The sequence below is a fragment of the Parasphingorhabdus sp. genome (assembly GCF_039982395.1).
Taxonomy (GTDB): Bacteria; Pseudomonadota; Alphaproteobacteria; order Sphingomonadales; family Sphingomonadaceae; genus Parasphingorhabdus.
This window is the reverse complement of the sequence record NZ_JBDWYO010000003.1, coordinates 432101-454894: the sequence shown is the minus strand read 5'-3', so window position 1 is coordinate 454894 and position 22794 is coordinate 432101. Positions and strand designations below refer to the sequence as shown.

Annotated in this window: 8 protein-coding genes; all 8 read right to left on the bottom strand. The window is 54.6% G+C overall.

All coding sequences use genetic code 11. The annotated features are described in order from the left end of the window. Nucleotides 1–2043, bottom strand: coding sequence for a heme-binding protein (locus ABJV08_RS08750; protein ID WP_348041038.1), 2043 nt, complete (start codon nucleotides 2041–2043; stop codon nucleotides 1–3). A gap of 11 nt (nucleotides 2044–2054) precedes the next feature. Continuing rightward, nucleotides 2055–3461: a multiheme c-type cytochrome gene (locus ABJV08_RS08745; RefSeq protein ID WP_348041036.1), complete on the bottom strand. Its 1407-nt coding sequence runs from the start codon at nucleotides 3459–3461 to the stop codon at nucleotides 2055–2057. Nucleotides 3462–3780: 319 nt separating this feature from the next. Further along, the gene (locus ABJV08_RS08740; protein ID WP_348041034.1) at nucleotides 3781–5220 is read right to left on the bottom strand and encodes an aldehyde dehydrogenase family protein; all 1440 of its coding nucleotides are present in this window, start codon (nucleotides 5218–5220) and stop codon (nucleotides 3781–3783) included. Nucleotides 5221–5231: 11 nt separating this feature from the next. After that, nucleotides 5232–6878 (bottom strand): acetolactate synthase large subunit, encoded by a 1647-nt coding sequence (locus tag ABJV08_RS08735; protein WP_348041032.1) that lies wholly within the window; start codon nucleotides 6876–6878, stop codon nucleotides 5232–5234. 143 nt (nucleotides 6879–7021) lie between these two features. Then, nucleotides 7022–7972, bottom strand: coding sequence for a D-2-hydroxyacid dehydrogenase (locus ABJV08_RS08730; protein ID WP_348041030.1), 951 nt, complete (start codon nucleotides 7970–7972; stop codon nucleotides 7022–7024). Between the two features lie 111 nt (nucleotides 7973–8083). Beyond that, nucleotides 8084–9535 (bottom strand): cysteine--tRNA ligase, encoded by a 1452-nt coding sequence (cysS, locus tag ABJV08_RS08725; RefSeq protein ID WP_348041028.1) that lies wholly within the window; start codon nucleotides 9533–9535, stop codon nucleotides 8084–8086. A 58-nt stretch (nucleotides 9536–9593) separates the two neighbouring features. Next, on the bottom strand, nucleotides 9594–20948 hold the full coding sequence (locus tag ABJV08_RS08720) for a hypothetical protein (protein ID WP_348041026.1): 11355 nt from the start codon (nucleotides 20946–20948) through the stop codon (nucleotides 9594–9596). Nucleotides 20949–21000: 52 nt separating this feature from the next. Further along, the gene (locus ABJV08_RS08715) at nucleotides 21001–22794 is read right to left on the bottom strand and encodes a ShlB/FhaC/HecB family hemolysin secretion/activation protein (protein WP_348041024.1); all 1794 of its coding nucleotides are present in this window, start codon (nucleotides 22792–22794) and stop codon (nucleotides 21001–21003) included.

Genomic DNA, 22794 nt, shown 5'->3' with positions numbered 1-22794 from the left:
CTAGAGTCCCTCGCAGACATTTTGTTCGGCCGTATCGAGGAACGGCGCAAAAGGGCAGCTGACATAGCGCAACCGAACATTCGCATTGCCGAGGTCTACGACCACATTGTCGGCTCGGATGGCCTTTGCTGCATTGCCGATTCCACCAACACGTAGGCCGGCATTGTGCAAGCCAAGAAAGCTCACCATGTCATCCTGATCAATTCCGTCACCCGATACACCAATGCCGCCGATGAGCGTGTCACCCCGATAAATTGGTACGCTGCCGGGAAATATCTGGATCCCGTTGGATAGGCGATTCTGGCCGCCGGTACCGGCTATCGTCGGTATTTCTGTACATTGTGGTCCGGTGTCGGCGCTGGCACCGCCGGAGCGGACATGCCCCACATGCTGCACAATATTCGGGAACACTAAGTCGAGTTGCAAGCCAACAGCGAACGGACTGAATTTTTCGGACTGTTCAATAGACAGAGGGCCGGGTGGACGTCCGACTTCGCCATCAGGAAAATAGGGGCGGGATAGATTGCCGCCGGAGCGATCGGCAAACGCCACCGTGCCGGTTAATGCATTGGGATCACCCAAAAAGGTGCGAACGCGTTGCACATGTGATGGCACATTGGCCAGATTCGCAAAAACTGGCGTAGCAAGCAATTGTTGGCCTGCGACCGCATTGGAGAAAAATGCCGCTGTTCTTGCTTTTTGTAGCGAAACGTCAGTGCCAAAAATCGGACCATCTGGCGAACGCACGATACCCAATATCTGACCATGGGTATCAACCACGCTGACAGTTGCCTGCATGCGGCTATCGAGCGGCTGCCGGATTTGCGCTCTTGAACGGCTGAGAACCTTGAAGGCCTCTTCCAGAACCGCGCGCACTTCGGTCGCCGTCAGGGGGGTGGTTACGGCAGCGCTATCGGTGCCACCGCGGATCGGGAAACGATTTGCACCCGTGCCATCGGTCAGCACGAACGCATCAGAATTGGTGAATTCGGCTGCGGTTGCGGCCCGAATTCCGGATGCTTCTGTACCATAAGCGGTGCCAGCGATGATCGGACCATTGGTATAGCCTTGAACGGTCGAAAGACTGCCAACGCTATTGTTTATTGCGGCAAAGTTGCTTTGTAGCGGCGACAGATCGGAAACCACCATATCGCTGAATCTCAAGGATGTTCCGTCTACCGATATCCGGTTTGCGGTTATCGAGGCAGGAGGCGCAAAGCCCTGAATGCCGGCAAGGGCAACCGCTTCTTCATCATCAACGTCGATATCGAGGATATTATTGTCAAACCCATAGTCCCCATCGCCCATGACACCGATGCCACCAACAACGACGCCGTCTTTATATATTGGAAAACCACCGGGATCAGCGGCCAATCCGAGCGGTGATCGTTTTGGGCCGATCAGCGACCCTACTCCGCCCGCCATATTGAAGCGCTGCGACAGGTCGGAGCAAGGCAATTGGCTGAATTGGACACCAAAAAGCGGTCCGCTTTCCAAACCAACGGTGGTCGGTGCGGGCGGAAAATGTTCTTGCGTGATCTGACTGGCCGTCCGCGAAGAAAAGGCGTTACCGCTGCTGGACAGATAGGCTCCGGTAACAGCCTTAGCGATAGCTGCGGCAGCCGCGGGGACTTGTTGGCCCTGAAGGCCGACCAAATCAGCCGGACTTGCCAAGCCGCCAATCTGTCTGTTGCTAATCGTGATTTCGGACGAATTGTTGTTCGAGCCGTTCATGTCAAACACGGCAAGAACGTTGCCGACTCGATCGACGACCGCGATTACAGAAGGGAGATTGCGCGCCTGCGCCTCACTCACAGCCTGGGCAATGATGGTTTGCACGTCCGTCACTGTCAAAGAACGTTGCGCCGGTGCCGTAAACAAACCGCCTGTTCCGGTCGGCGGGGTCGTTGGTGCCGGTGTCGGTGAGGGGGCTGGCGAAGGCGAGGGCGTTCCGCCAAAATCATTGCTGCCACCGCCACCACCACAGGAGGTGAGTACCAGCGCCGCAGCGGAAATTGCAGAGGTCAAAAATGGTTTACGCATGACCAAGGCCCCTATCTAAGTGAACGTATCGTACGGACGGCACCGCCCAATGCCCGACGAAATTTCAGAGGTTTATAAGCATTGGGCTCGGCGACAGCGGCATAAGCGACATTGATTTGCCCGCGCAGGCTAGCGGCTGCAGATTCGCTGACTTGACCGCTATTGACCAATCCGTTGAGCAAAGTGTCGACAGCCATGACCGACTGTACGCTGCCCTCATAGTCGGTGAAGCGGGGCGATATTGCTTGTCCGGCAATGGTCTCCATAATCTGAAATGTTTGTGCCCGACTAAAGTTTGCGCGGGAGAATCTGTCCGCAAGCTGTGCTGCATATTGCCGCAACCGCGCCGCTTCCTGGACAGCAGGGCCGCGTCCTTTTGCCATTGCTGCATGGAATGCGCGAGAGCGGCGATCGAATTCACCGGCAAGATCTGGCGCTGCCACTTTGATCGCAGCACTCAACATGATCATGTTCTCGTCATTATAGGGCGGCATGCCTTCGGGAATGGGGCGTCCAGGATTGTTGACCGATGTTGGACGGGCAGCAGGATCATCATAAATGCGGCGGTGGCAGCTGTGGCAGTCGTAGAAATAAAATTCAGGGAAAATACCCTCGGCACCGAAAGCAGGTTTTGTGAACAGGTTGAGCGAGCGTTCCAACGCCATCGCCTGACCCACAGCCCAGAATTGGACACTGTTCGTACGGCCCTTGCGGCGGACATAGTCCACATCCTCGTCATGATGCTGTTGCAATGTCGAAAACAGATCCATTTCAAAGGAGATACGCGGATGACCAGCGGCCATGATTCTATGGTCGACAAACTGACCCTTTTTCGCGCTGCCAAAGTGGCAATCGAGACAAACGCTCGCCCGAGCCTTTGGATTATCCAATGGAATCAATCCTTGCGAAACATTGCGCGCGTGATTGGCGCCCACGGCATAGTGGCTGGAAAGCCAACCCGATGAGGCTCCGTGACACGATTCGCAGCCAACCCCATCGTTGATCTGAAATCTAGGCCCTTTGCGGGTTACCGCTGTGGTGTGGCAGCCGATGCACTGGGATGAAGACGCTGCATCTTTGATCCCCAGTCGCTTGGCGATTGCAATACTCCGGGGTTCTTTGAGAACGCGGAAAGCGCGGCTGTGCGCGCCGCCGGGCGTGGATTCTTCTTGCCAGCGCATGATTTCGTCTTGCCTGACAATCTCGCCGTCGGCTTCCTGCCGTCCGTGGCAGGTGGAACCGCCGCATGTCGCCACGCCAAGATAAGTGCCGCTGGCAACATCAGGCGCCGCTTCTACTGGCGCGGTGCTTGCTACGGTTGATATGAATAAAGCTGTTCCGAGCAATGCCGAACAGAATAGGCTAGCGGCCAGTACTGACCAGCCAGGTACCCACGCAAATTTTTTCTTCGTTTGCATCGTTGCCCAATCCGGTTTTGAAACCGGTCCCCTTATCCAGCACGACGCGACCCTTGCCGTTAATAATAACGTTAAGGTTACCTATCCCCCAACCGATGCTCAATGCAAACGAAAATCGACCAATTTCTTTTATTTTTTAGGGTCTTGCCACTTGACTAGTGCCGTTACGGAAACACAGTGTGGCGCATAGGCAACGGTCCTGTGCCTTTGTCTATGATCTTATGCCATCGATTCGCGGGATAGGAGCAACGCCCGAAACTGAGCTGTCCAACCGAAGGCAAGAACGATCGCTCTTGCCCGCGGCTGATTCTCTCGGATTCTAGCCAGGCCGGCGGCGGACTACCAGATTGCGGATTTCGGTCATATCTTCCATCGCAAATCTTATGCCTTCGCGACCCAGGCCGCTGTCCTTGACGCCGCCATAGGGCATATTGTCGACCCGATAGGACGGCACGTCATTGATCACCACGCCGCCAACATCGAGACGATCCCATGCATCAAGCGATTTGAACAAGTCGCGCGTAAAGATACCGGCTTGCAGGCCGAACTTGCTGTCGTTGACCTCATCCATCGCTGCGCCAAAGTCGCTGAATTTGGACAATAATGCCAGTGGTCCAAACGCTTCTTCGCGATTGGCATCAGCATTGCGATCGACATTTTCCAACAGCGTTGCCTCGAGCATATTGCCGGTGCGATTGCCGCCGCACAACAAGGTCGCGCCGTCGGCGACCGCGCCTTCGATCCAGCCGTGGAGACGCTTTGCCTCGCCTTCCGAAATCATTGGGCCGATGAATGTGTTGCGATCTTTCGGATCGCCCGCGATCAGCGTTTTGGTTCTAGCGACCAGCATGTCTTTGAATTGGTCGTAGACAGATTCATGAACGATGATTCGCTGCACGCCGATGCAGCTTTGGCCAGACTGATAGAATGCGCCAAAGATAATCCGTTCGAGTGCATCGTCTAGATCGGCATCATGATCAACAATGACCGCTGCATTTCCGCCGAGTTCCAGGATCACGGGTTTCTTGCCAGCTTTTGCTTTCAAGTCCCAGCCAACGCCCGGCGACCCGGTGAAGGACAAGAGTTTCAGCCGCTCATCAACCGTGAACAGGTCAGCGCCATCGCGGCTGGCAGGCAATATAGAAAAAGCACCCTTCGGAAGATCCGTTTCAGCCAGAACCTCGCCCATGATGATCGCGCCGAGCGGTGTTTTGCTGGCCGGTTTCATCACAAAGGGGCAACCCACGGCAATCGCCGGTGCTATTTTATGTGCTGCCAAATTCAATGGGAAATTGAACGGAGAAATGAAGCTGCACGGACCGATGGGAACGCGTTTCCACATGCCCATATAGCCTTTGGCCCGTTCCGCGATGTCCAGCGGCTGTACTTCACCATAGTTGCGCACAGCTTCTTCGGCGGCGATGCGGAACGTATCAATCAGACGTCCGACTTCACCCTCTGCATCCTTGATCGGTTTGCCAGCCTCTACGCAAAGCGAATAGGCCAGTTCATCAAACCGTTCTGTGAACCGATCGACACAATGTTGCAGCACATTCTGCCGTTCATAGCTCGCCATAGCGGCCATTGGTTCGGCAGCGGCTACGGCTCCCGCGATGGCCTCTTCAATGACATCGGGTGTCGCGAGAGCGGTCCGGAAGGCGACTTCATTGGTAAATTTGTCGGTGACTTCCAGGTCAGTATTGGGCTGCACCGCTTCATTGTTGAGATAAAGCGGATAAACGTCTTTTAATTTTGTCATATGATCCTCACTCACACCTTCGCGCTGAGTTCCTTGATCTCGATATTCAAAATGCGATCATTGTCGGAATAATCTACCGGGCAATCGATCAGATGAACGCCTTCGCTGTTCAAGCATTTGTCGATTGTTTCTGCCAGATTTTGCGCGCTGGTGATCCGGTGGCCATTGGCACCATAGGATTCTGCATATTTGACAAAATCAGGGTTGCCATAAGTCAAACCCCAATCCTTGAAGCCCATATTGGCCTGTTTCCAACGGATCATGCCATAGCTGTTGTCGTTCAGCACCAGCACGGTGATGTTGAGTTTCAGGCGAACAGCGGTTTCCATTTCCTGGCTGTTCATCATGAAGCCGCCATCGCCACAGATCGCCATAACCTTGCGGTCGGGATAGACCATCGCCGACGCCATGGCGGAAGGAAGGCCTGCGCCCATGGTTGCCAGTGCATTGTCGAGCAATACCGTATTGGCTTCACGCGCTTTATAGTTGCGGGCAAACCAGATCTTGTAGACGCCATTGTCGAGACAAATAATACCGTCTGCTGGCATCGCTTCGCGCACGACTTTTACGAGATGCGGCGGATAGATTGGGTGACGCATGTCGTCGTCCATAGACGCGGTATGATCTTCTTCGGCCTTGCGTGCCTTGTACATTTTGTCGAAATTCCAGCTGCCGGATGGAACAATGTCCTCCTTCATCTGCCAGATTGCATTGCCGATATCGCCGATCACTTCGATCTGTGGATAATAGACCGGATCTACTTCTGCGCTGTTCATCGATACGTGGATGACCTCGGCGCTACCGGGGGCCATGAAAAATGGCGGTTTTTCGATCACGTCATGACCAACATTGATGATCAGGTCGGCTGACTCGATTGCCTGGTGGACAAAGTCATTCGCAGAAAGTGCTGCACAACCCATGAATTCTTTGTGGGTTTCATCGACGACGCCTTTGCCGAGCTGCGTGGTCACGAAGGGAATGCCGGTTTTCTCGATAAATTGCGTCAGCATGCGGCCGGTGGTTGTCCGATTCGCGCCGCCGCCGACAACGATGATCGGAGATTTGGCATTCTCGATTTTCTTGGTCGCCGCGCGGACCGCCTTGGCTTCTGCAACGGGGCGCCGGGTCAGGCTTGGAGTGATCGGGGTTGAGTCTGTTTCCTCATCCGCAATATCTTCCGGAAATTCTATATGGGTCGCACCGGGCTTTTCTTCTTCAGCCAGGCGGATCGCTTCGCGCACGCGGCTCGGGATATTGTCCGCAGATGCCAGTTGATGCGTGAATTTGGTAATCGGCCCCATCATGTCGACCACGTCGAGAATCTGGAAGCGGCCTTGTTTGGATTTCTTGATCGGTTTCTGGCCTGTGACCATCAGGATCGGCATGCCGCCCAATTGTGCATAAGCCGCAGCCGTCACAAGATTGGTTGCGCCGGGTCCAAGTGTTGCCATGCAGACACCGGTCTTACCTGTATGCCGTCCATAGGTCGCAGCCATGAAGCCGGCGCCTTGTTCGTGGCGGGTTAGAATGAGTTGGATTTTTGTGGAGCGCGATAAGCTGTCGAGCATATCGAGATTTTCTTCACCGGGAACGCCGAAGAGATATTCAACGCCTTCATTTTCCAGACATTCTACAAAAAGATCGGATGCTTTGGTCATGTGGGTCCTTCCCTGATCGTGATGACCAGTGCTTGTGCGAGTAAACGGCAGCGACCCCGATGACTCTCTTTCCCCTCAAGAAGGAGACTCACCTTACCCTATGTTCTTGGTTGATAAGTCAAAAAAGTCAGGAAGTCACCCCCTCAATATCCGCGATCAAAGTCGGCGACGGCAATCATCTTTTCGCCACTCTGAAATCGCTTTAGATTTTCGACAAACCGGGCCGCGGCGCGCTGGAACATGCCGGTTTGGGCCTGGCCGGATAAATGCATGGTGATGATGCAATTGGGGGCGGTCCAGAGCGGATGGTCCGACGGCAGTGGTTCGGGGTCGGTGACATCTAGCGCTGCCCCGCCGATCGCCTTGCTGTTCAATGCTTCCAGCAGCGCATCTTGATCCACCAATGATCCGCGTGCCACGTTGACCAACCAGGCAGAGGATTTCATGGCGGCAAATTCTTTCGTGCTCAGAAGATGTTTGGTTTCGCCTGTCGCGGGTGCCGAAACAAAGACCCAGTCAAATTCTCCAAGCCTTTCGCGCCAGTCGTCCAGCCCGATGACCTTGGGCTCGCCGGTCGCGGTCCGTCGGACGGCGGTGACATCGACATCAAAGCCGGAGAGTTTTTTCGCGATCTGTTGGCCGATACCACCAAAGCCGATAACCAGAGCTTTGGTGCCGTCAATCTCCGTGGTTCCAGGCGGTGATGCCAGCCAGTTGCGCTGACGTTGATTGTCGACAATGATATCGCTGCGTTTGGCCGCCATGAGCATCTGCATCACTGCAAACTCGGCGATCTGGGCGCTGTTCAAACCTGCACCGTTGGTCAGAATAGTGCCTTGCGCCTTCAGCTGATCGAGCGGAAAATGTTCCACGCCGGCATAGATGCTGTTGAGCCATTTCAAGTTGGTTGCAGCCCCGATGACCGCCGTCATCTTGTCCTTGTCATACATATCGAACCAGCCGATGTCGGCATATGGCGCGACCTCCATGGCTTCTTCGGTGCTGGTAAACCAGGTCACATCGAGGCCATCGCAATAGGGCTCAACCATCGGGCGAACGAGAGAAGCCATGGCGGCTTTTGGTTTGGTGGACATAGAGTTCGGCCTCCTAAAAAATTGTCATTCCCGCAAAGTACGGAATCAAGTTTCGGATTCAGATATTGCGTTGCTGGTTCCCCATCTTTGCGGAGGTACCAAAAAGAAAGTCTACAGCTCGATCTTCCAATCCCAACGCAACGGGTCGCCATCCATCAATTCAACGCCTTGGGCTGTGAGTTCATCACGAATGATATCGGCCGTTGCGAAATCTTTCTCTGATTTTGCTTTTTGGCGCTGGTCGAGCTTTGCTTCGATGGCGGTTTCATCGACCTCGGCATCCATGGGACGGACGCGCAACGCAGTACGCGTCAAAGAGGACAGTTCGAGACCCAAGACCGAGTCCATTTCTGACAGCAAGGTGAGTCTTTGATCAGCCGGCAATTTTTTGAGCGTGAGCAATTCTTCCAGCAGCGGCAAAGATTTGGAACTGTTCAAATCTTCGCTCAGGGCGGCATCGAATTTATCCTGCAACGCAATGAGGGCAGGATGTTCGATTGCCGCTGCGTTGGTCTCAGCCTTTTGCAACAACCGTTCCACGCCCATCACAATCCGCTTCAGCCGGGTCAGGGCAGCAACCAGATTGTCCCAGCTAAATTCTAGCTCGCTGCGATAATGGGCCTGCAGGCACATCATGCGATAGGCGAGGGGATGGAAGCCCCGGTCGATCAGAACCTGAAGGCGCAGAAAATCACCGCTGGATTTAGACATCTTGCCAGCCCGATCGATCAGGAAATTATTGTGCATCCAGATATTGGCACCGCTATGTTCCGAGCAATTATGGGCCTGGTTTTGCGCGATTTCATTGGGGTGGTGAATCTCGCGATGGTCGATACCGCCAGTGTGAATATCAAATGTTTCGCCAAGATATTTGATACTCATTTGTGAGCATTCCAGATGCCAGCCCGGCGCGCCCTTGCCCCAGGGACTGTCCCATTCCATTTGCCGGGTCTCACCCATGGGCGTCTTGCGCCAGATGGCAAAATCCTGTGGATTGCGTTTGCCTTCGACCGTGTCGATCCGACCTTCAATATCATCGCTTTGCGCCCCAGCGAGCCGACCATAATCGGGCACGGTGCTGACATCAAAATAGAGTCCGCTATCCAGTTCATAGCAATGCTTGTCGGCGATGCTCTTTGCAAATGCGATCATCTCTTCCACATGGTCGGTGGCAATCGCCCATTTCGCTGGCTGCCGGATGTTGAGACGTTCAATATCTTTCCAATAGGCATTGGTATAATATTGAGCGATATCCCAAGCTGACTTGCCGGATTGGGCTGCTGCTTTTTCCATCTTGTCATCGCCGGCATCTGCGTCGGAGGTCAAATGACCGACATCGGTTATGTTGATGATATGGGTGAGTATATGCCCCTTCCAGCTGAGCGTGCGGCCGAGCAAATCAGCAAAAATATAGGCGCGCATATTGCCGATATGTTGGTAATTATAGACTGTCGGCCCGCAGGTATAAACGCGGGCTTCGCCCGGATGAACGGGCGCGAAGGTCACCATCTGGCGACTGAGGCTGTTGAACAGTTTTAGCGGATGTGCGGCATTGTCATTCATGGTCTATCGCCTAATGGCTTTCCGCGCAAAAGGTCAACAGATCAATTGTAGGCTGCTATTATTCCGCCGGCTCGAGCTCTTCTTCTTCTTCTTCCTCGTCTTCTGCTTCGCTGACCCACAGGTCGTCATTGCCCGCGCCCGTCACCGGTTCGTCGATCAATGGTTCGTCGGCCAATTCCTCATTCTCTTTGATCTCGATGAGGTTGGTTGCAAACGGGTCTGCGGTATATTCTTCAGGAGTTACCTCTTCTTCAATCACGTCCTGAACTGAATCGCCAAGCACCGGCTCAGGAGTAGGCGTTGGAGTTGGAGTTGGGGTAGGAGTTGGGGTAGGAGTAGGAGTAGGGGTTGGGGTTGGGGTAGGCGTTGGAGTTGGAGTTGGAGTTGGAGTTGGAGTTGGTGTCGGGGTTGGCGCGCAACTCGCCGGGTTTGCGATAATGCAACCATTGATGGTCGATCCAACAGCAGCAGCGGTATTGATTGTGGTCGGTGCTATTGCGGCAATACCTGTATTCCCTGCAAGCACTCCGTTTGCGACAATGCCGATGGTCCCAGATGTTGGGCCATTGATAGTAAGCGTGTTGGCGACAAAGCCGCGCCGGTCATCAAAGTCTGTACCGTCGGCGGTGTTTTGAATGAACAGGCCAGTATCGACAGTGAATGTCAGACTGTCTGCCTGGAAGAAGCCATCCGCCAAAGTGATGCCATCATTATTGGCAAGTCTCGTGTCAGCATCTGCCGCATTCAAGCCCAATATATCGGCAGCGGCTGCATCGGTTGCAGCAGTGATAGTGAACGCTGAGAGCTCCATTGCGCCTGCAATGTTGCCACTCGCATCTTCGCTACGCAAATTGCCTCCATTTGCATTGATCCGAATATCGTTGCCCGCATCAATCGCTAGAAGGTTGTCGCTGCTCGCATTGGATAGCGTCAGTGCACCATCGATGCGGACATCATTTTCCGCTTCGAGGAACAAGCCTCCATCGGTGCCTATATTGCCGCCGCTTGCAGCGCCCGTGCCGGTCGCAACGGTCGCATTCAGGTCCTGCACGAGCAAATCAACATTGCCAGTGCCGGTGCCCAAGGCAGTCAACGTAAGGTCGCCGCCGCTTCTTATCCGGGTAAATTCATCGGCATCCAGGCTGAAACTGCTGGCTGTTCCGGTACCACCAAGGACAAACTGGCTGGTGCCGTCGTTGGAAATCAGGATGTCCTGCGTCAGATCGGATGTGCCCAACTGGGCGGTGCTGGCGATATTGATGTCGCCACCGAGTATCTGGATATCTGTTCCCGTTGCCTGGGCTTGTATGTCGACCAGATTTCCAGCTGTGATGGATAGGTTGGCCGCTGCGGTTGTCGCGCTTGCGACAATTGCATCGGTGGCCGCGGTGATCGTAATATTGCCGCCGCTGGAACTGATGGCCTGAGCAGAGACACCACCGCCCGACCCGGGCAATGCGCTGCCTCCGGATGGTCTCGTAAATGTATCGCTGATCGTTGCCGATCCGCTGGTACTCGCCAGAGTGATATCGCCGGTAGCATCTGCGCCGCGAACATTGAGGTTGCCGACGGTAGAGATGTCAACATTGCCTGCGGTTGCCTGTGCGCGGGCATTTAGATCATTTGTTGAGCGCAGCAGGACATCTTCGCCAAAGGCCTGAATATCTCCGCTGACATCGATATCCGTGCGGACAGCGATGGCGCCATTGGCGGCAAAGAGATCGACTTCATTGCCGGACACGGTGTTGAGCTCGATACCGTTATTCGCGTCGATACGAACCGATCCCTGACCGGTTTGTTGGGCTATGGCGGTATCAGCGATCAAGGCGCCGCCGACACGGAGGTCGATGTTGGTTGCACTGTCGATGGTTCCGGCCGTCAGATTGCTGGTTGCACCAACAGCTGATATACGCACGTTGGCGCCGCCGGTCACATCGCCCAATGTCACGGAGCGATTGGCATCAATCGATATGGCATTCCCGACGATATCACCACCGGTCAAGGTTCCAAAATTTGCATCAATGCCAACGTTGCCGGTCGCGTTTAGAAGACCAAAGTCAATCGCCCCATTGCTGGTAATATCAATGTCATCACCAGTGGCTGTGCCGATCGCAATTGCATCACCATCGATGGTGACATCGCCACCCGCTGCATTTTGAACATCAATATCACCACCGGTAATGCTGATGCTGCCTGCCGACACATCACCCAAGGTGACGTTAGCGCCATCAAAGGAGGCTGCCTCGGTGATGATCGCGCTATCCAGCGTCAAACCAAAGCGAGCGACAAAGGAACCCGTAAGATCTGATGTTACAGTTTCGCCCAATATCCCGCCATCCGCGCTCATCGCCATGGCGCCAGAGCTAGCTGCGGCGGTGAAGCTTATATTCCCGCCAGCATCAACGGTGAACGCACCGCCCTGAGCATTGAGATCGTCAAAGTCGACATTGCCGGTAGCGTCTAGATCGATCGCTCCGCCAACCGTTACAGCACCAACGACATCGACATCACCTGCTGTTGCATTGAGTGTCAGATTGCCGTCGATAGTGCCGTTGTTGAGCGCCACCGATTGACCGGTAATGCTGGTGTTGCCGCCGCTGATCGCGTTGGCGATCGTTGGTGTGCCGGTCGCCGCGATGGTGATATCATTGGTCGCATCTATGGTGCCAAAGCTTGCATCTCCGGCCGTTGCGTCCGCGGTAACCGATCCGCCAGAGGTGACATTGCCGATTGCAATGGCCTGTGCGGTTAGATCTACGTCGCTGTCGCTGTCGATATCACCAGGGCCGGTGTTCGCGCCAATGATTCCATTGACCGCGCTCAGCGCAATCGCGTTGGGTGAAGCCAGGGAGTTAAACAGAATATCGGTATCACTGGTGATGCTGAGGTCCGTCGCGCTGGCATCGCCGATGACGATATTGCCGCCCGTCAGGCTCAAAGCGTCGGCGGCGCTAAGATCACCGCCGTTGATGGCACCTACCGCAGTCATATTGATGTCGCTGGAGCTTGTCGCGCTGGTGAAGTTTATGTCCCCGCCAGCATCAGCTGTGAATGTACCCCCATTGGCTGCGAGCGAACCAAATCCGACATCGCCGGTTGCGTCCAGGTCAATGGCACCTCCGACGGTGACAGAACCGCTGCCATCGACATTGCCAGCCGTGGCATTAAGCGTCAGATTGCCGTCGATAGTGCCGTTGTTGAGCGCCACCGATTGACCGGTAATGCTGGTGTTGCCGCCGCTGATAGCGTTGGCGACCGTCGGCGTGCCGCCCGAAGTCACGGTGATATCTGTTGCGGCATCAAGGACACCAGTGGTCAGATTGGTGCCGGTAACAAGGGCGATGGATGCGAGCGAGCTTACATTCCCGACATTGCCTGAACCATTTGTCGCGGTTAAGCGCAGTGCCGTCGTATTGCCATTTGCTGCAGAAGCGATTTCGAAGCTGTCACTGGCGTTCACGACGATGCTCAAGCCCGCATTGAGTGCGCCGGTTGTTACGCTGCCGGCAGTCGCATCAATGGTCAGATTGTCGACTGCGGTTACGTCTCCAACCGTAACATCGGTGCCATCGATATCAACGAAAGCGCCGGCGCTGATGGCACTACCGGTAATCACGGTGCCGTTCACGTCGACCAGACGGTCGGCGGTGATCGTACCGAAGTTCACTGTGCCGCCCGCGTTCACGTTGACATCGCTCGCGCCGCCGCCGGAGGCGGTCAAATCGCCTGTTGAAATATTGCCATCCAGGGCACGTGCAAGAATTGATGTCCCTGTCACTTCACCGGTTGAAACGTCGCCGCCTGTGGAGAGAGCTTGAACAGAAGTGCCGGAGAGCGCGCCCGTTGATACGCTGCCATCAAAAGCGGTCAATAAAACAGCACCACTGGATGTAGTGTCGCCGGTGGTGATGTCGTCGGCTTCGATACGAACAAGTGAATTGCCTGTGATGTTGCCAAAAATTGCGGTTGCGGCATCGACATCGACTATTTCTAGCGCTGATAACAAGCCAATGTCTGCTGTACCGCCCGATGTCAGGTTTATGTTTCTATTGGCGCCGGCTCCATTCGCGGTGAGGGAATTGCCGGTTATGTCCGCTCCAGCGGTTAGACCGATTCCGCGCGCGTTGATGTCGGTGAAGTTGATCGAACCATTGTCGGCAGTAGCATTGAAATCAGAGACCGTGTTTGCCGTCTGGATGTTGATGTCGCCATTTTGTGATTCCAGACGCAAGCTGACATTGCCGGCTAACGTCTCAATGTCGAGATCACCGGCTGTTGCGGTTATGGTGCCCAATTGATCAGAAACGAGGCTGGTGACATCAATAGACCCGGCTGAAATCGTGGTCAGGAAATTGGAGGTCAGCGTGTCCGCTGTCAGCGCTCCTCCGACGGTCAGGTCCATAACGTCCGTTGATGTGGCTGTGCCCAGTGTGAGATCACCTGTGGCATTGATCTGCAAATTATTGGGCGCGCCGCCGGTTACCCCTAATGATTCAATGTTGTTCCCGAGAACATTGGCTGCGTTCACGCTAATGCTAAACGCGCTGACATCATTGAAGTTGAAATCACCAGTCACGCCAGAGGTAGTGGTCAATGATCCACTGCCGGTGATCTCATTCACAGCAATATTGCCGGTGGCATCCAAAGTGATGTTATTGTTGCCGCCGGATAAATCTCCAACATTTACGTCACCGCCAATGGCCTCGATATCCAATATATTTGTTGTGACCGCGTCACCACCACTCACATCGCCATTGGTCGCCAATATATCAATGCGACTTATCACGCTGGAACTGGCATTCAGGTCGGTGAAGGCAGCATTTTCGCCGCTTAGGAATATGTCGCTGGATCCCGTTGAGGTTCCCAAGAAAACATCACCGGGACCGGTCTGAGCCGCCAGCAGCTGAACCGAGCGCCCTGGCGCACTGATCGAACCGAAGCTGATATCATTGCCCGCCTCGACGCGGAACCGTTGGGCCGCGCCTTGGGTATAGGCGCCGATATTGATGCTGCCCGGAACCGTGTAGAGGCTCTCCGTCCCGCCGCCGACGAGGGCAACGGTGGTTAGCTGACCGCCGGTCGTGATCGAGGCGGCATTGATATCGGCTCCGACCGTGATGCCAATATCATTGGTGCTGTTGAGGGCTGCTGAACCCAATAGACTGCCAGCGGCTTGAATGGTAATCGCGTCGCTTGCGGCGGAAACCTGGGCCAGATCGACATCGCCTTCCGTGCTTTGCAAGGCCAAAACATTCGACGCGTTCAGAACAGTGGCGATACCATCGGTTCCCATGATGATGTCACGGCGCGTGGTCACCAATATTTCATTGGCCGTGACAGAACCGCTCTCGACGATCCCTTGTATCACATCATTGTTGCTGTTCTGGCCAATATGGACGAGATTCGTCGCATTGATCGCGCCGAAACAGGCGTTGCCTTGCACACATTGTGCGCTGAGCAGGCCGTTGTCATCAAATTGGGTGGCTCCATTGGCGGGCGCGTCATTGATATCCGCCAAAAGCGAATTGGCGGTGATCGTGCCGCCAAGCCCATCAATGGCATTGGCTGACATCACGACCGCGAAATCATTGGCGTTGATGTCGCCGGCGGCAACGATTGATGCAAAGGGTGTTAGGGTAGTCGAGATCAGATCAGCGGCTAGATCGCCTGCTCTGAGGAACAAGTTATTTGCATTGGGGAATGGGTTAACGGCACTTGGCGTCGTGGCCGCATTGGCTCCGGCAACGACACTCGCGCCAGATTCGACTATGATGTCATCGCCGGTTCGAACAGACAGTCCATTGTCCGATACAGTGCTGCTTCCGCTCACGAATCTGGCATTGCCGCCAGCGTTTACAAAAATACGTCCTGTTGAAGTTACATTACCATCGATGGTTGCGCCAAAGCTCGGATCGTAAACTGGGGTTGGGGTTGGCGTTGGGTCATAACCGGCGTTGATAGTAAGTGTGGGGCCCGTCACTATCGAGCCTGCACCGCCGGTAAACACAAAAGGTACGCCTGTGACAGCGGCATTGGTGACGGTGACATTTTGCAAAGCGGATAGATCCACGGCCCCGACGCCGACTATGTCTGCAATGGTAGCATTGCGTTCAGCGCGCACAGTGACTGTTTCGCCTGCATTAATCAGCGACCCATCCATGCTGTTGAAATCAAGCCCAGCATTGGCGTCAAATGTGCCAGTAACGTCAATTGAATTGACCAAAGTTGCATTGTTGGTGTGGGAAACAAAAATATTTTGCCCAGCAATCAGATCAGCATTGCCACCCACCACCATCTGGCCATCGCCATCAAATGTGTAGTTGATATCTCCTGCGACATTGACCGTTAGGTCGCCTGCCACGTCAATCACGCCGCTGTCACCGCTGACAAAAAATCCACCCAAAACCGAAGATGGGGAGCCAATACCGGTCCCAAGGTTTGTATCAAACGCATTCACCGTCAGGCTGTTGAGCGAGATTAGTCCAGCGGGGTCAGTGGATGTGTCGGTGATTTCAATTCTGCCACCAGCCCCAACGCCAACGAGCGGGCCTCCGCCGCCTGTTCCGTTAGATTCAATCAGGACGTCGTTAAAACTAACAATGCCGGGACTGCCTTCCTGGACTTCGACTAAGCCGGTGCCGCCTGTTCCATTGCCGCCGACGCCATCTTCGCCAGGATCCGCCGTAGGTGCGGAATAATAGCCAACGTTGCCAGCCATTCCGCCATCACCGCCCGTGCCTGCAGTTGTAATGGTGATATCGTCGCCTATCAGCGTACCGCCTTGAGCTAGAAGCCGGCCGACACCGCCAGTGCCATCACCGCCACTGCCACCATCACCTGAACTTAAGTCATAAGAATAACCGCCATCTCCCGCATTCCCGCCTGTCCCAGTGCTTGTCATGGAGAACGTACTGCCGGAGATATCAATGGTTCCTCCCGTACGAGCGAGCAATTCTACTGTGCCGCCGTTTGCGTTACCACCATTGCCACCATTGCCGCCATTATAGCTACCGAAGCTGCCATAGCCGCTTTCCCCATTCCCTCCAGTTGCATTGGCTTCTTGTGTAATGAAGCTTAGATCGATGCTTCCATTGTCGCCCGTTACCTGCAGCCTGGCTGTACCGCCCATTGCGCTACCGCCATTGCCACCATTGCCGTTAATTCCGTTCGAATAGCCACCGTTACCGCCAACCGCATTGGCTCTGATTTCTGGATCATCAAGGCTTACATTGGCATCATTGATGTTTATCGTTGCCAAGCCTGCGGTCGCATCACCGCCGGCTCCGCCGTTTAAGCCGCCGCCGCCGCGACCACCGGTTGCGCTAGCATCAACAATATATAACGGGTTGGTCAGGTCGTCTTGATTCAGATTGATCGTCGCATTGCCGCCCGATCCGCTGCCACCATCTCCTCCGTTTGTTATGGCCCCGCCCGTGGATGCGCTGTTGCTTCCGCCATTACCGCCGGTTCCAACAGATTGCACAGAAAGCTGACCAAAGCTTATTGTACCAGTTGTGTTGTTAAAGACGGCATCACCGCCAGTCCCATTGCCTCCGGTACCGCCAACACCGGCCGGCGTGGCACCATCGTCGAACGAGCTTCCAGCATCACCGCCAAAACCATCGGTACTGACTACCACATTTCCTGTTGAGACTGTGGATGTACCATCCAGATTGAACGTAGCGGTGCCGCCGGTTCCTGATCCACCGTCACCGCCATCTGTCCCGGATCCGTAACCGCCGCGACCTCCGCTATACGGAGCATTGCCGTTCGCTGAAACGGTCAATGTATTGGTCACCGTCAAAGTACCATCAATCGCATTAAATGTCGCATTGCCACCGAAACCGGCGCCACCATCGCCTGCTACTGTGCCATCATATGCTCGCCCGCCGCCGCCATCGCCGCCGATGCCATCGGCTGTCACGCTAAGCGTGTTCATTGTGGTATTGCCGCCGTTTAGGTTGAACGTGACATCACCGCCGACGCCGTCACCGCCATTCAGCGGGACGGCAGAAGGGGTGTAATAACCGGCATATCCATCTCCACCGGATCCGTCGGCTCCGAATTGAACAATGTCCGCCGCAAAAGTGCCCGAATTTATGTTAACAGTGATCGAACCCGCCGAGCCCAATCCAGCTGTTCCGTCAGCATCAGGGGCAATTTCTAACCCATCAAAAAGGGGCGGCGCGGGCGCGGCCTGCGCTTCTCCAATAAATGGTTGTACCACTCGCCCATCGGCATCAGCGCGGATATCGTCCACTTGAATCGATGCCGCGGCTCCGGTCAGTCGGAACTCTATTGCGCCACCAACACCTTCCCCACGCTCGAGCGCAGCGGCATCGCTGTTGTTGTTGCCTTGGCCATTGGCATCGATATCAATGTCACCGGTCAATGCCAGGCTGCTGTTATTCACGTTGATCAGAACATCCGATGCCCTTGCCGCTCCGCCATTGGATTCGTTATTTGCATTGCCGTCAATGGTAATACTGCCGCCCGTTAGAACTGCATTGTTGGTTGCATTAATCTCTATCGCACCAGAGCTAATTTCCGCGCCGCCACTATTATCCCGGAGGATCGTCGTATCCAGACGCAATTGACCGAAGTTGAAATTGCTATTGTCGACATTGATGATGATATCGCCGGTTGTATTCTGTGTGGGAGTTGTAAATCCACTGGCGGTGAATATGCCGGTTGAAGAGCCGTCCAGTGAAAGGGTGTTTTGGACATCCAATGTCGAACCACCGGTGACATTCAAGATATTGTCTTCACCGATACCAATCGTATTTATCGTTAGGCTGCCGTTCACATCCAACGTGCCGCCATTGATTATATCAAAGGTAAAAGTGCCAAGCTCATTCGGGTCAGCATTTGCTGATACGTCCAATGAAAAATCAAAATTTGTCCCAATATTCACGGTAGCATTGTCGATCAGAAAATCGACATTGGGGCCTGTCGCTAATCCTCTGATCGGGTCCCCATTCTCATCAAATCCGCCGCCGCCAAAGGACCGCGTACTGACATTCAACTCGCCAATATTATGAGTGCCGCCGGCAAAATTTATCGAAATGTCACCCGCTGTCGCATCATTGCTTTGAACGATCGAAGGGCTTGCCCCGCCCGAAGCGAAAACAGCGGCGATAATGTCGGTCCGTCCTCCAATGGACAGGCTTCCGTCCTGAATATCCACGTTGATATCGCCGCCAACACTGTCATTGCCTTCGCGGCCAATACCATTGCCTCCGATTTTGCCGTCATTGGCTGGTCGCACCTCGGCATCAAATTCCACATCGCCGGCAATGTTGATCGAACTCGCTGCGCCTGTCATCGTGACAGAAATATCTCCGGACTGCGCAAAGCCATTTAATATTTCGCCTTTGCCGCCCTGCGCATCGGTCAGGAATTCTGCGTTCCCATCAACTTGCAGTCTACCGCCGTCAGCAACAGTGATGTTAATATCACCGCTAACAGCATCTTGCCCGATACCGGTATTGCCATTGTTCCGAACTATGAAGAAGTCATCGAGACCCATTGTTCCGGCATCAACAGTGAGGTCTCCACCCACCACGATACGGCCCAAGGCGTCCACGTCAGCGGTATCGCGATCTACAAAGATATTGATGGTGCCGCCTTGGGTGTTGGTTCCTGCGCGGAGCGTCACGTCGCCGTCTGCGGATATCCGACCGCCGGCCGTACCACCAAAGTCAATTTGATTGATCGCGTTTAAATTGAAATCATATCCAACAGCGCCCGTGTTTAAGTTAATCGCCGAGTTTCCATTGACAACCGCGCTAATGCTGTCGCTCGCAAAAGCTTCGATATCAGAATTGAATGTGCCACCGGTAAATTGAATGTTGGACGAGTTGGTGTTGGTGGGATCACTAGCAAATTCAACCGTGCGATTGTTGACATTGGAACCAACCTCCACATCGAATCCGGCGCTCAGAATAACCTTGCCGTTGACAATATTTGCATTGGTGGCGGGCCTGTAACCAATGTCGCCGCCAACCAGCATGGTGACAGCCGTGTTTTTGGCAAGCGAAACCAAATATGTTGCTCGCAGGTTATTCCGAGTTTCGTTCGTATTGTTTGTCCCAGGATCGTCAGGGGTCGGCACAGCCGAATTGCCGGTTGTGGTGCCCGTGTGAACCACCCCGTTTGAATCGTCTGTACCTACGCCTATTGAAATATCAAAAAGGCCACTGTTGATGGTCAGGTTCGCCTGTTCCGCTCCAACATACGCAACAGAGCCATCTACGTCGACATTCCCACCTTGCACAACGCGCGGTGCCACAAGCGCGACATAGGCTTCGCCGCCGAAATTATTGGCATTGATCTGCTCGGTACCCGGACTCCCCGCCAAAAACGGCTCTATTGTAACGGCTCCGCTTGCTGCGCTGCCTTCAAACCGTATCTCGCCTGAGGGTCCGAACAATCCGCCGGCTACATTGATGGCGTTGGTTGTGAGCACGAGACTGCCAACATCAAAACGCGCATTTCCTCCCACGACAATGCCGCCAGGACTGTAGAACCAGACATTCCCGCCTTGCCGTGGAATAACCGCCAGCGGATTGGAAAAATCCGGTACCGTACTTGTGACATTCCCATCAAAACGGATTCCACGAGTCAAATCAGTCGGCACGATACGGTTAAGCACTGTGAAGCCAATACCACCAGAAAATGCGAGAGTATTGCCATCGGGCAGGAACGAGATGGCGCCCGTTCCGCTCTGATCGACGAGAGTCCAGTCAATGATAGTCTGACCCGTCAGTCCAGAAATGCTAGAGACTACCCCTCCTGGCGTGAAGGCACCGGCGCCGGATGTGAAAACCGGGTTGGCGTTGACAGCATGTCCACTGGCCGTTGGACCGGCCTGAGCCTGAACCAGACCGGGAACTGGCGCGTTGATCCTGATATTCTCCAGATCAATTGGTGAAGGTGCCGAGATTCTAATTTCGCTGGGGTTGAATTGCTCGCTGGGTGTATGCGGTTGATAGGCGGCAGGCAGCGAAACCGGGCTGCTGATCCGGATGTCCTGTGATGGAATTGGGGCAGCCGGGTTGGATATTCTCAAATTGCGTGGATTGAAGTCGGGTTGGGCAGCGGGTGCGCTGATCGGCACATCATTGACCGGCAAAGGAGTGATCGGCGCGGAAATCCGGACATTATTCCCTGCAACAGGGTTTAGCGGCGATGTTATTCTAACGTCACGGGCATGGAAATCCGGCGCGCGATTGTGTGGCGCGTTCTCGACCATCATATTGGGCGCGCGCAGCAAGGACTGAGCCTTCGCAGCTTGTGGCGCGGAGGCCAGCAGGAACGCCGCTGCGGCTATGGAACCGCTGGACCGCCAGCGCATTTTGCTGCCTGTTTTCAAACCTTTTTCCTGACTTTCGCTTTGCAGTCTTCTGGTCATGATTCTGTCCTTGATTCAACAGCGGCTGGTCTCGGGTTGAAAAATTCGGTCATTATCTACGCTTCCACGGGGCAAGCTGGACGGTCAGCGATAGCAAGACGCGCGCGCTATCTCTGCGGGTCTGGAAGGCCGAGCGTTTTAACGGTACGACGGTGGTCAAGTCGAGATTGGCTTGCTGGCCGATGGTGGCGCGGAACCCGCCGCCAGCGGAATAGAGCTTCTGTGGATCACCCGGAATATTCTTGTTCCAGACTCCCATCAGGTCAAAAAACAAATAGGGTTGGATCGCAACACCATTGGGCGTGTCAGGAATCAACGAGCCGTAGCTAACTTCGGTCTGCAAACCATAGCCGCTGTCGCCGATAATGGTTCCGGGATCATAACCACGGCCGGTGGTATAGTTGCCGCCGGAAATCTCTTCATAGGAAAACAAGGCGTCTGGCGAATATTGTAGCCGCGGCTTCAGGGTGAATGCCAGTAACGGCGTGGGTCGATAGTCGATTTTGGCTTGTCCTCGGACGACAAAGGCCGTCGGGTCGCCATCAGCCCGCGTTGGAAAAACGGTCTGGCCAATGCAGTTGACAAAGGCCGGGCCACACCCCTGGCTGGCGCCCAATATGTTCAGGCCCTGACGCAATTCTAGCGAGCCGCCAATGCCCCATTTGGGTTCGAAAGCGGAATAATCGCCCCGGCCGGAAATGCTTTCAGGATCAATCTGGTTAAAATCCATCCGCGCATAAGCAATGCTCAACCGGTCTTCATTGGTGCGGACGCCCAGGATGTCGGTGCGTTGGTCGATATAATCGAGACCGATGGTCCCAAAAATATTGCGCGATTGTTTGCGGACAAAGGGATAGTTCGCATAAGCGCCAGCCACCAGCGTTTCGGACCGGACATCAAATCCGCCAGCCAGTTCCGGTTTGGTCCAGGCATAGGTGAAATTGGCACCGAGTTTCAAACCTTCGCCACCAACCCGGAATTCATGGCTGGCTTGCAGAACCTGCTGTTCTTTGAAATCGGATGTTGAATAGCCACTGATGATGGTTTCATCACCCATTCCGGTGAGGCCGTTGAACCGGAGCCGCGCCAAGCCACCGAAGCGGCCAACTTCCTCGGATCCAAAATTCTGGATGTTGATATCGGCGTAAATTGGCGTGCGAACAACGTTGAATTCGCCAACCACTTCGCCAGGTTGTCCACCGGATTCGGCTGAAACCGGGCGCAGCGAAAGACGGACATCCAATCCTGGTATGTCACGCGCAAGCAACAGATACCGGTCTGCTACGTTGATATTGAAAACTTCCTGATCGGCGAGTTTCTGGATATATTTCTGCAACAGGCCTTCGGATGGTCCGGCATTGCCCCGGACTTGGACGGCAGTCATGCGCGCCATCAGTACATCGAAGCGCACTGTGCCTTCATCTATGGTTTGTGGCGGCACTTGGACGGCAGCCAAATAGCCTTGGCTCCGCAAGATGGTGGCGGCCCGGTCCCGGATATCGCAAACGATCGAAACAGGCACGTCTTTGCCTACATAATCTGCATAGGATGATGACAGGGATCCAGCATCAACCGACAACAGTCCCGAAAAATCGACATTTTTCAGGGTGAACCGGATATCGGTAAATTCTGGTCCAGCGAGCGGGCAGGCGGAACGTTCGATGTTTCCGTCTACCGACAACGTCTGTGCCTGGCCTTTCAGAGCCTCATCAACGACCCCGCGTTGAATTTCCTCCCGTGTCGGCGCGGCAACAGAAGTCTGTCCCCAGGCCGGCAGGCTTGTTGAAAATATGGCGCAGCTTGTCGCCACAGCAGTGAATTTGATTGTCGTCCGCGCTAGCGACAT

Coding starts and splice junctions, on each gene's coding strand:
- ABJV08_RS08750 (WP_348041038.1), bottom strand. CDS start 2,043: ATGCGTAAACCATTTTTGACCTCTGCAATTTCCGCTGCGGCGCTGGTA.
- ABJV08_RS08740 (WP_348041034.1), bottom strand. CDS start 5,220: ATGACAAAATTAAAAGACGTTTATCCGCTTTATCTCAACAATGAAGCG.
- ABJV08_RS08730 (WP_348041030.1), bottom strand. CDS start 7,972: ATGTCCACCAAACCAAAAGCCGCCATGGCTTCTCTCGTTCGCCCGATG.
- ABJV08_RS08735 (WP_348041032.1), bottom strand. CDS start 6,878: ATGACCAAAGCATCCGATCTTTTTGTAGAATGTCTGGAAAATGAAGGC.
- ABJV08_RS08715 (WP_348041024.1), bottom strand. CDS start 22,794: ATGTCGCTAGCGCGGACGACAATCAAATTCACTGCTGTGGCGACAAGC.
- ABJV08_RS08720 (WP_348041026.1), bottom strand. CDS start 20,948: ATGACCAGAAGACTGCAAAGCGAAAGTCAGGAAAAAGGTTTGAAAACA.
- cysS (WP_348041028.1), bottom strand. CDS start 9,535: ATGAATGACAATGCCGCACATCCGCTAAAACTGTTCAACAGCCTCAGT.
- ABJV08_RS08745 (WP_348041036.1), bottom strand. CDS start 3,461: ATGCAAACGAAGAAAAAATTTGCGTGGGTACCTGGCTGGTCAGTACTG.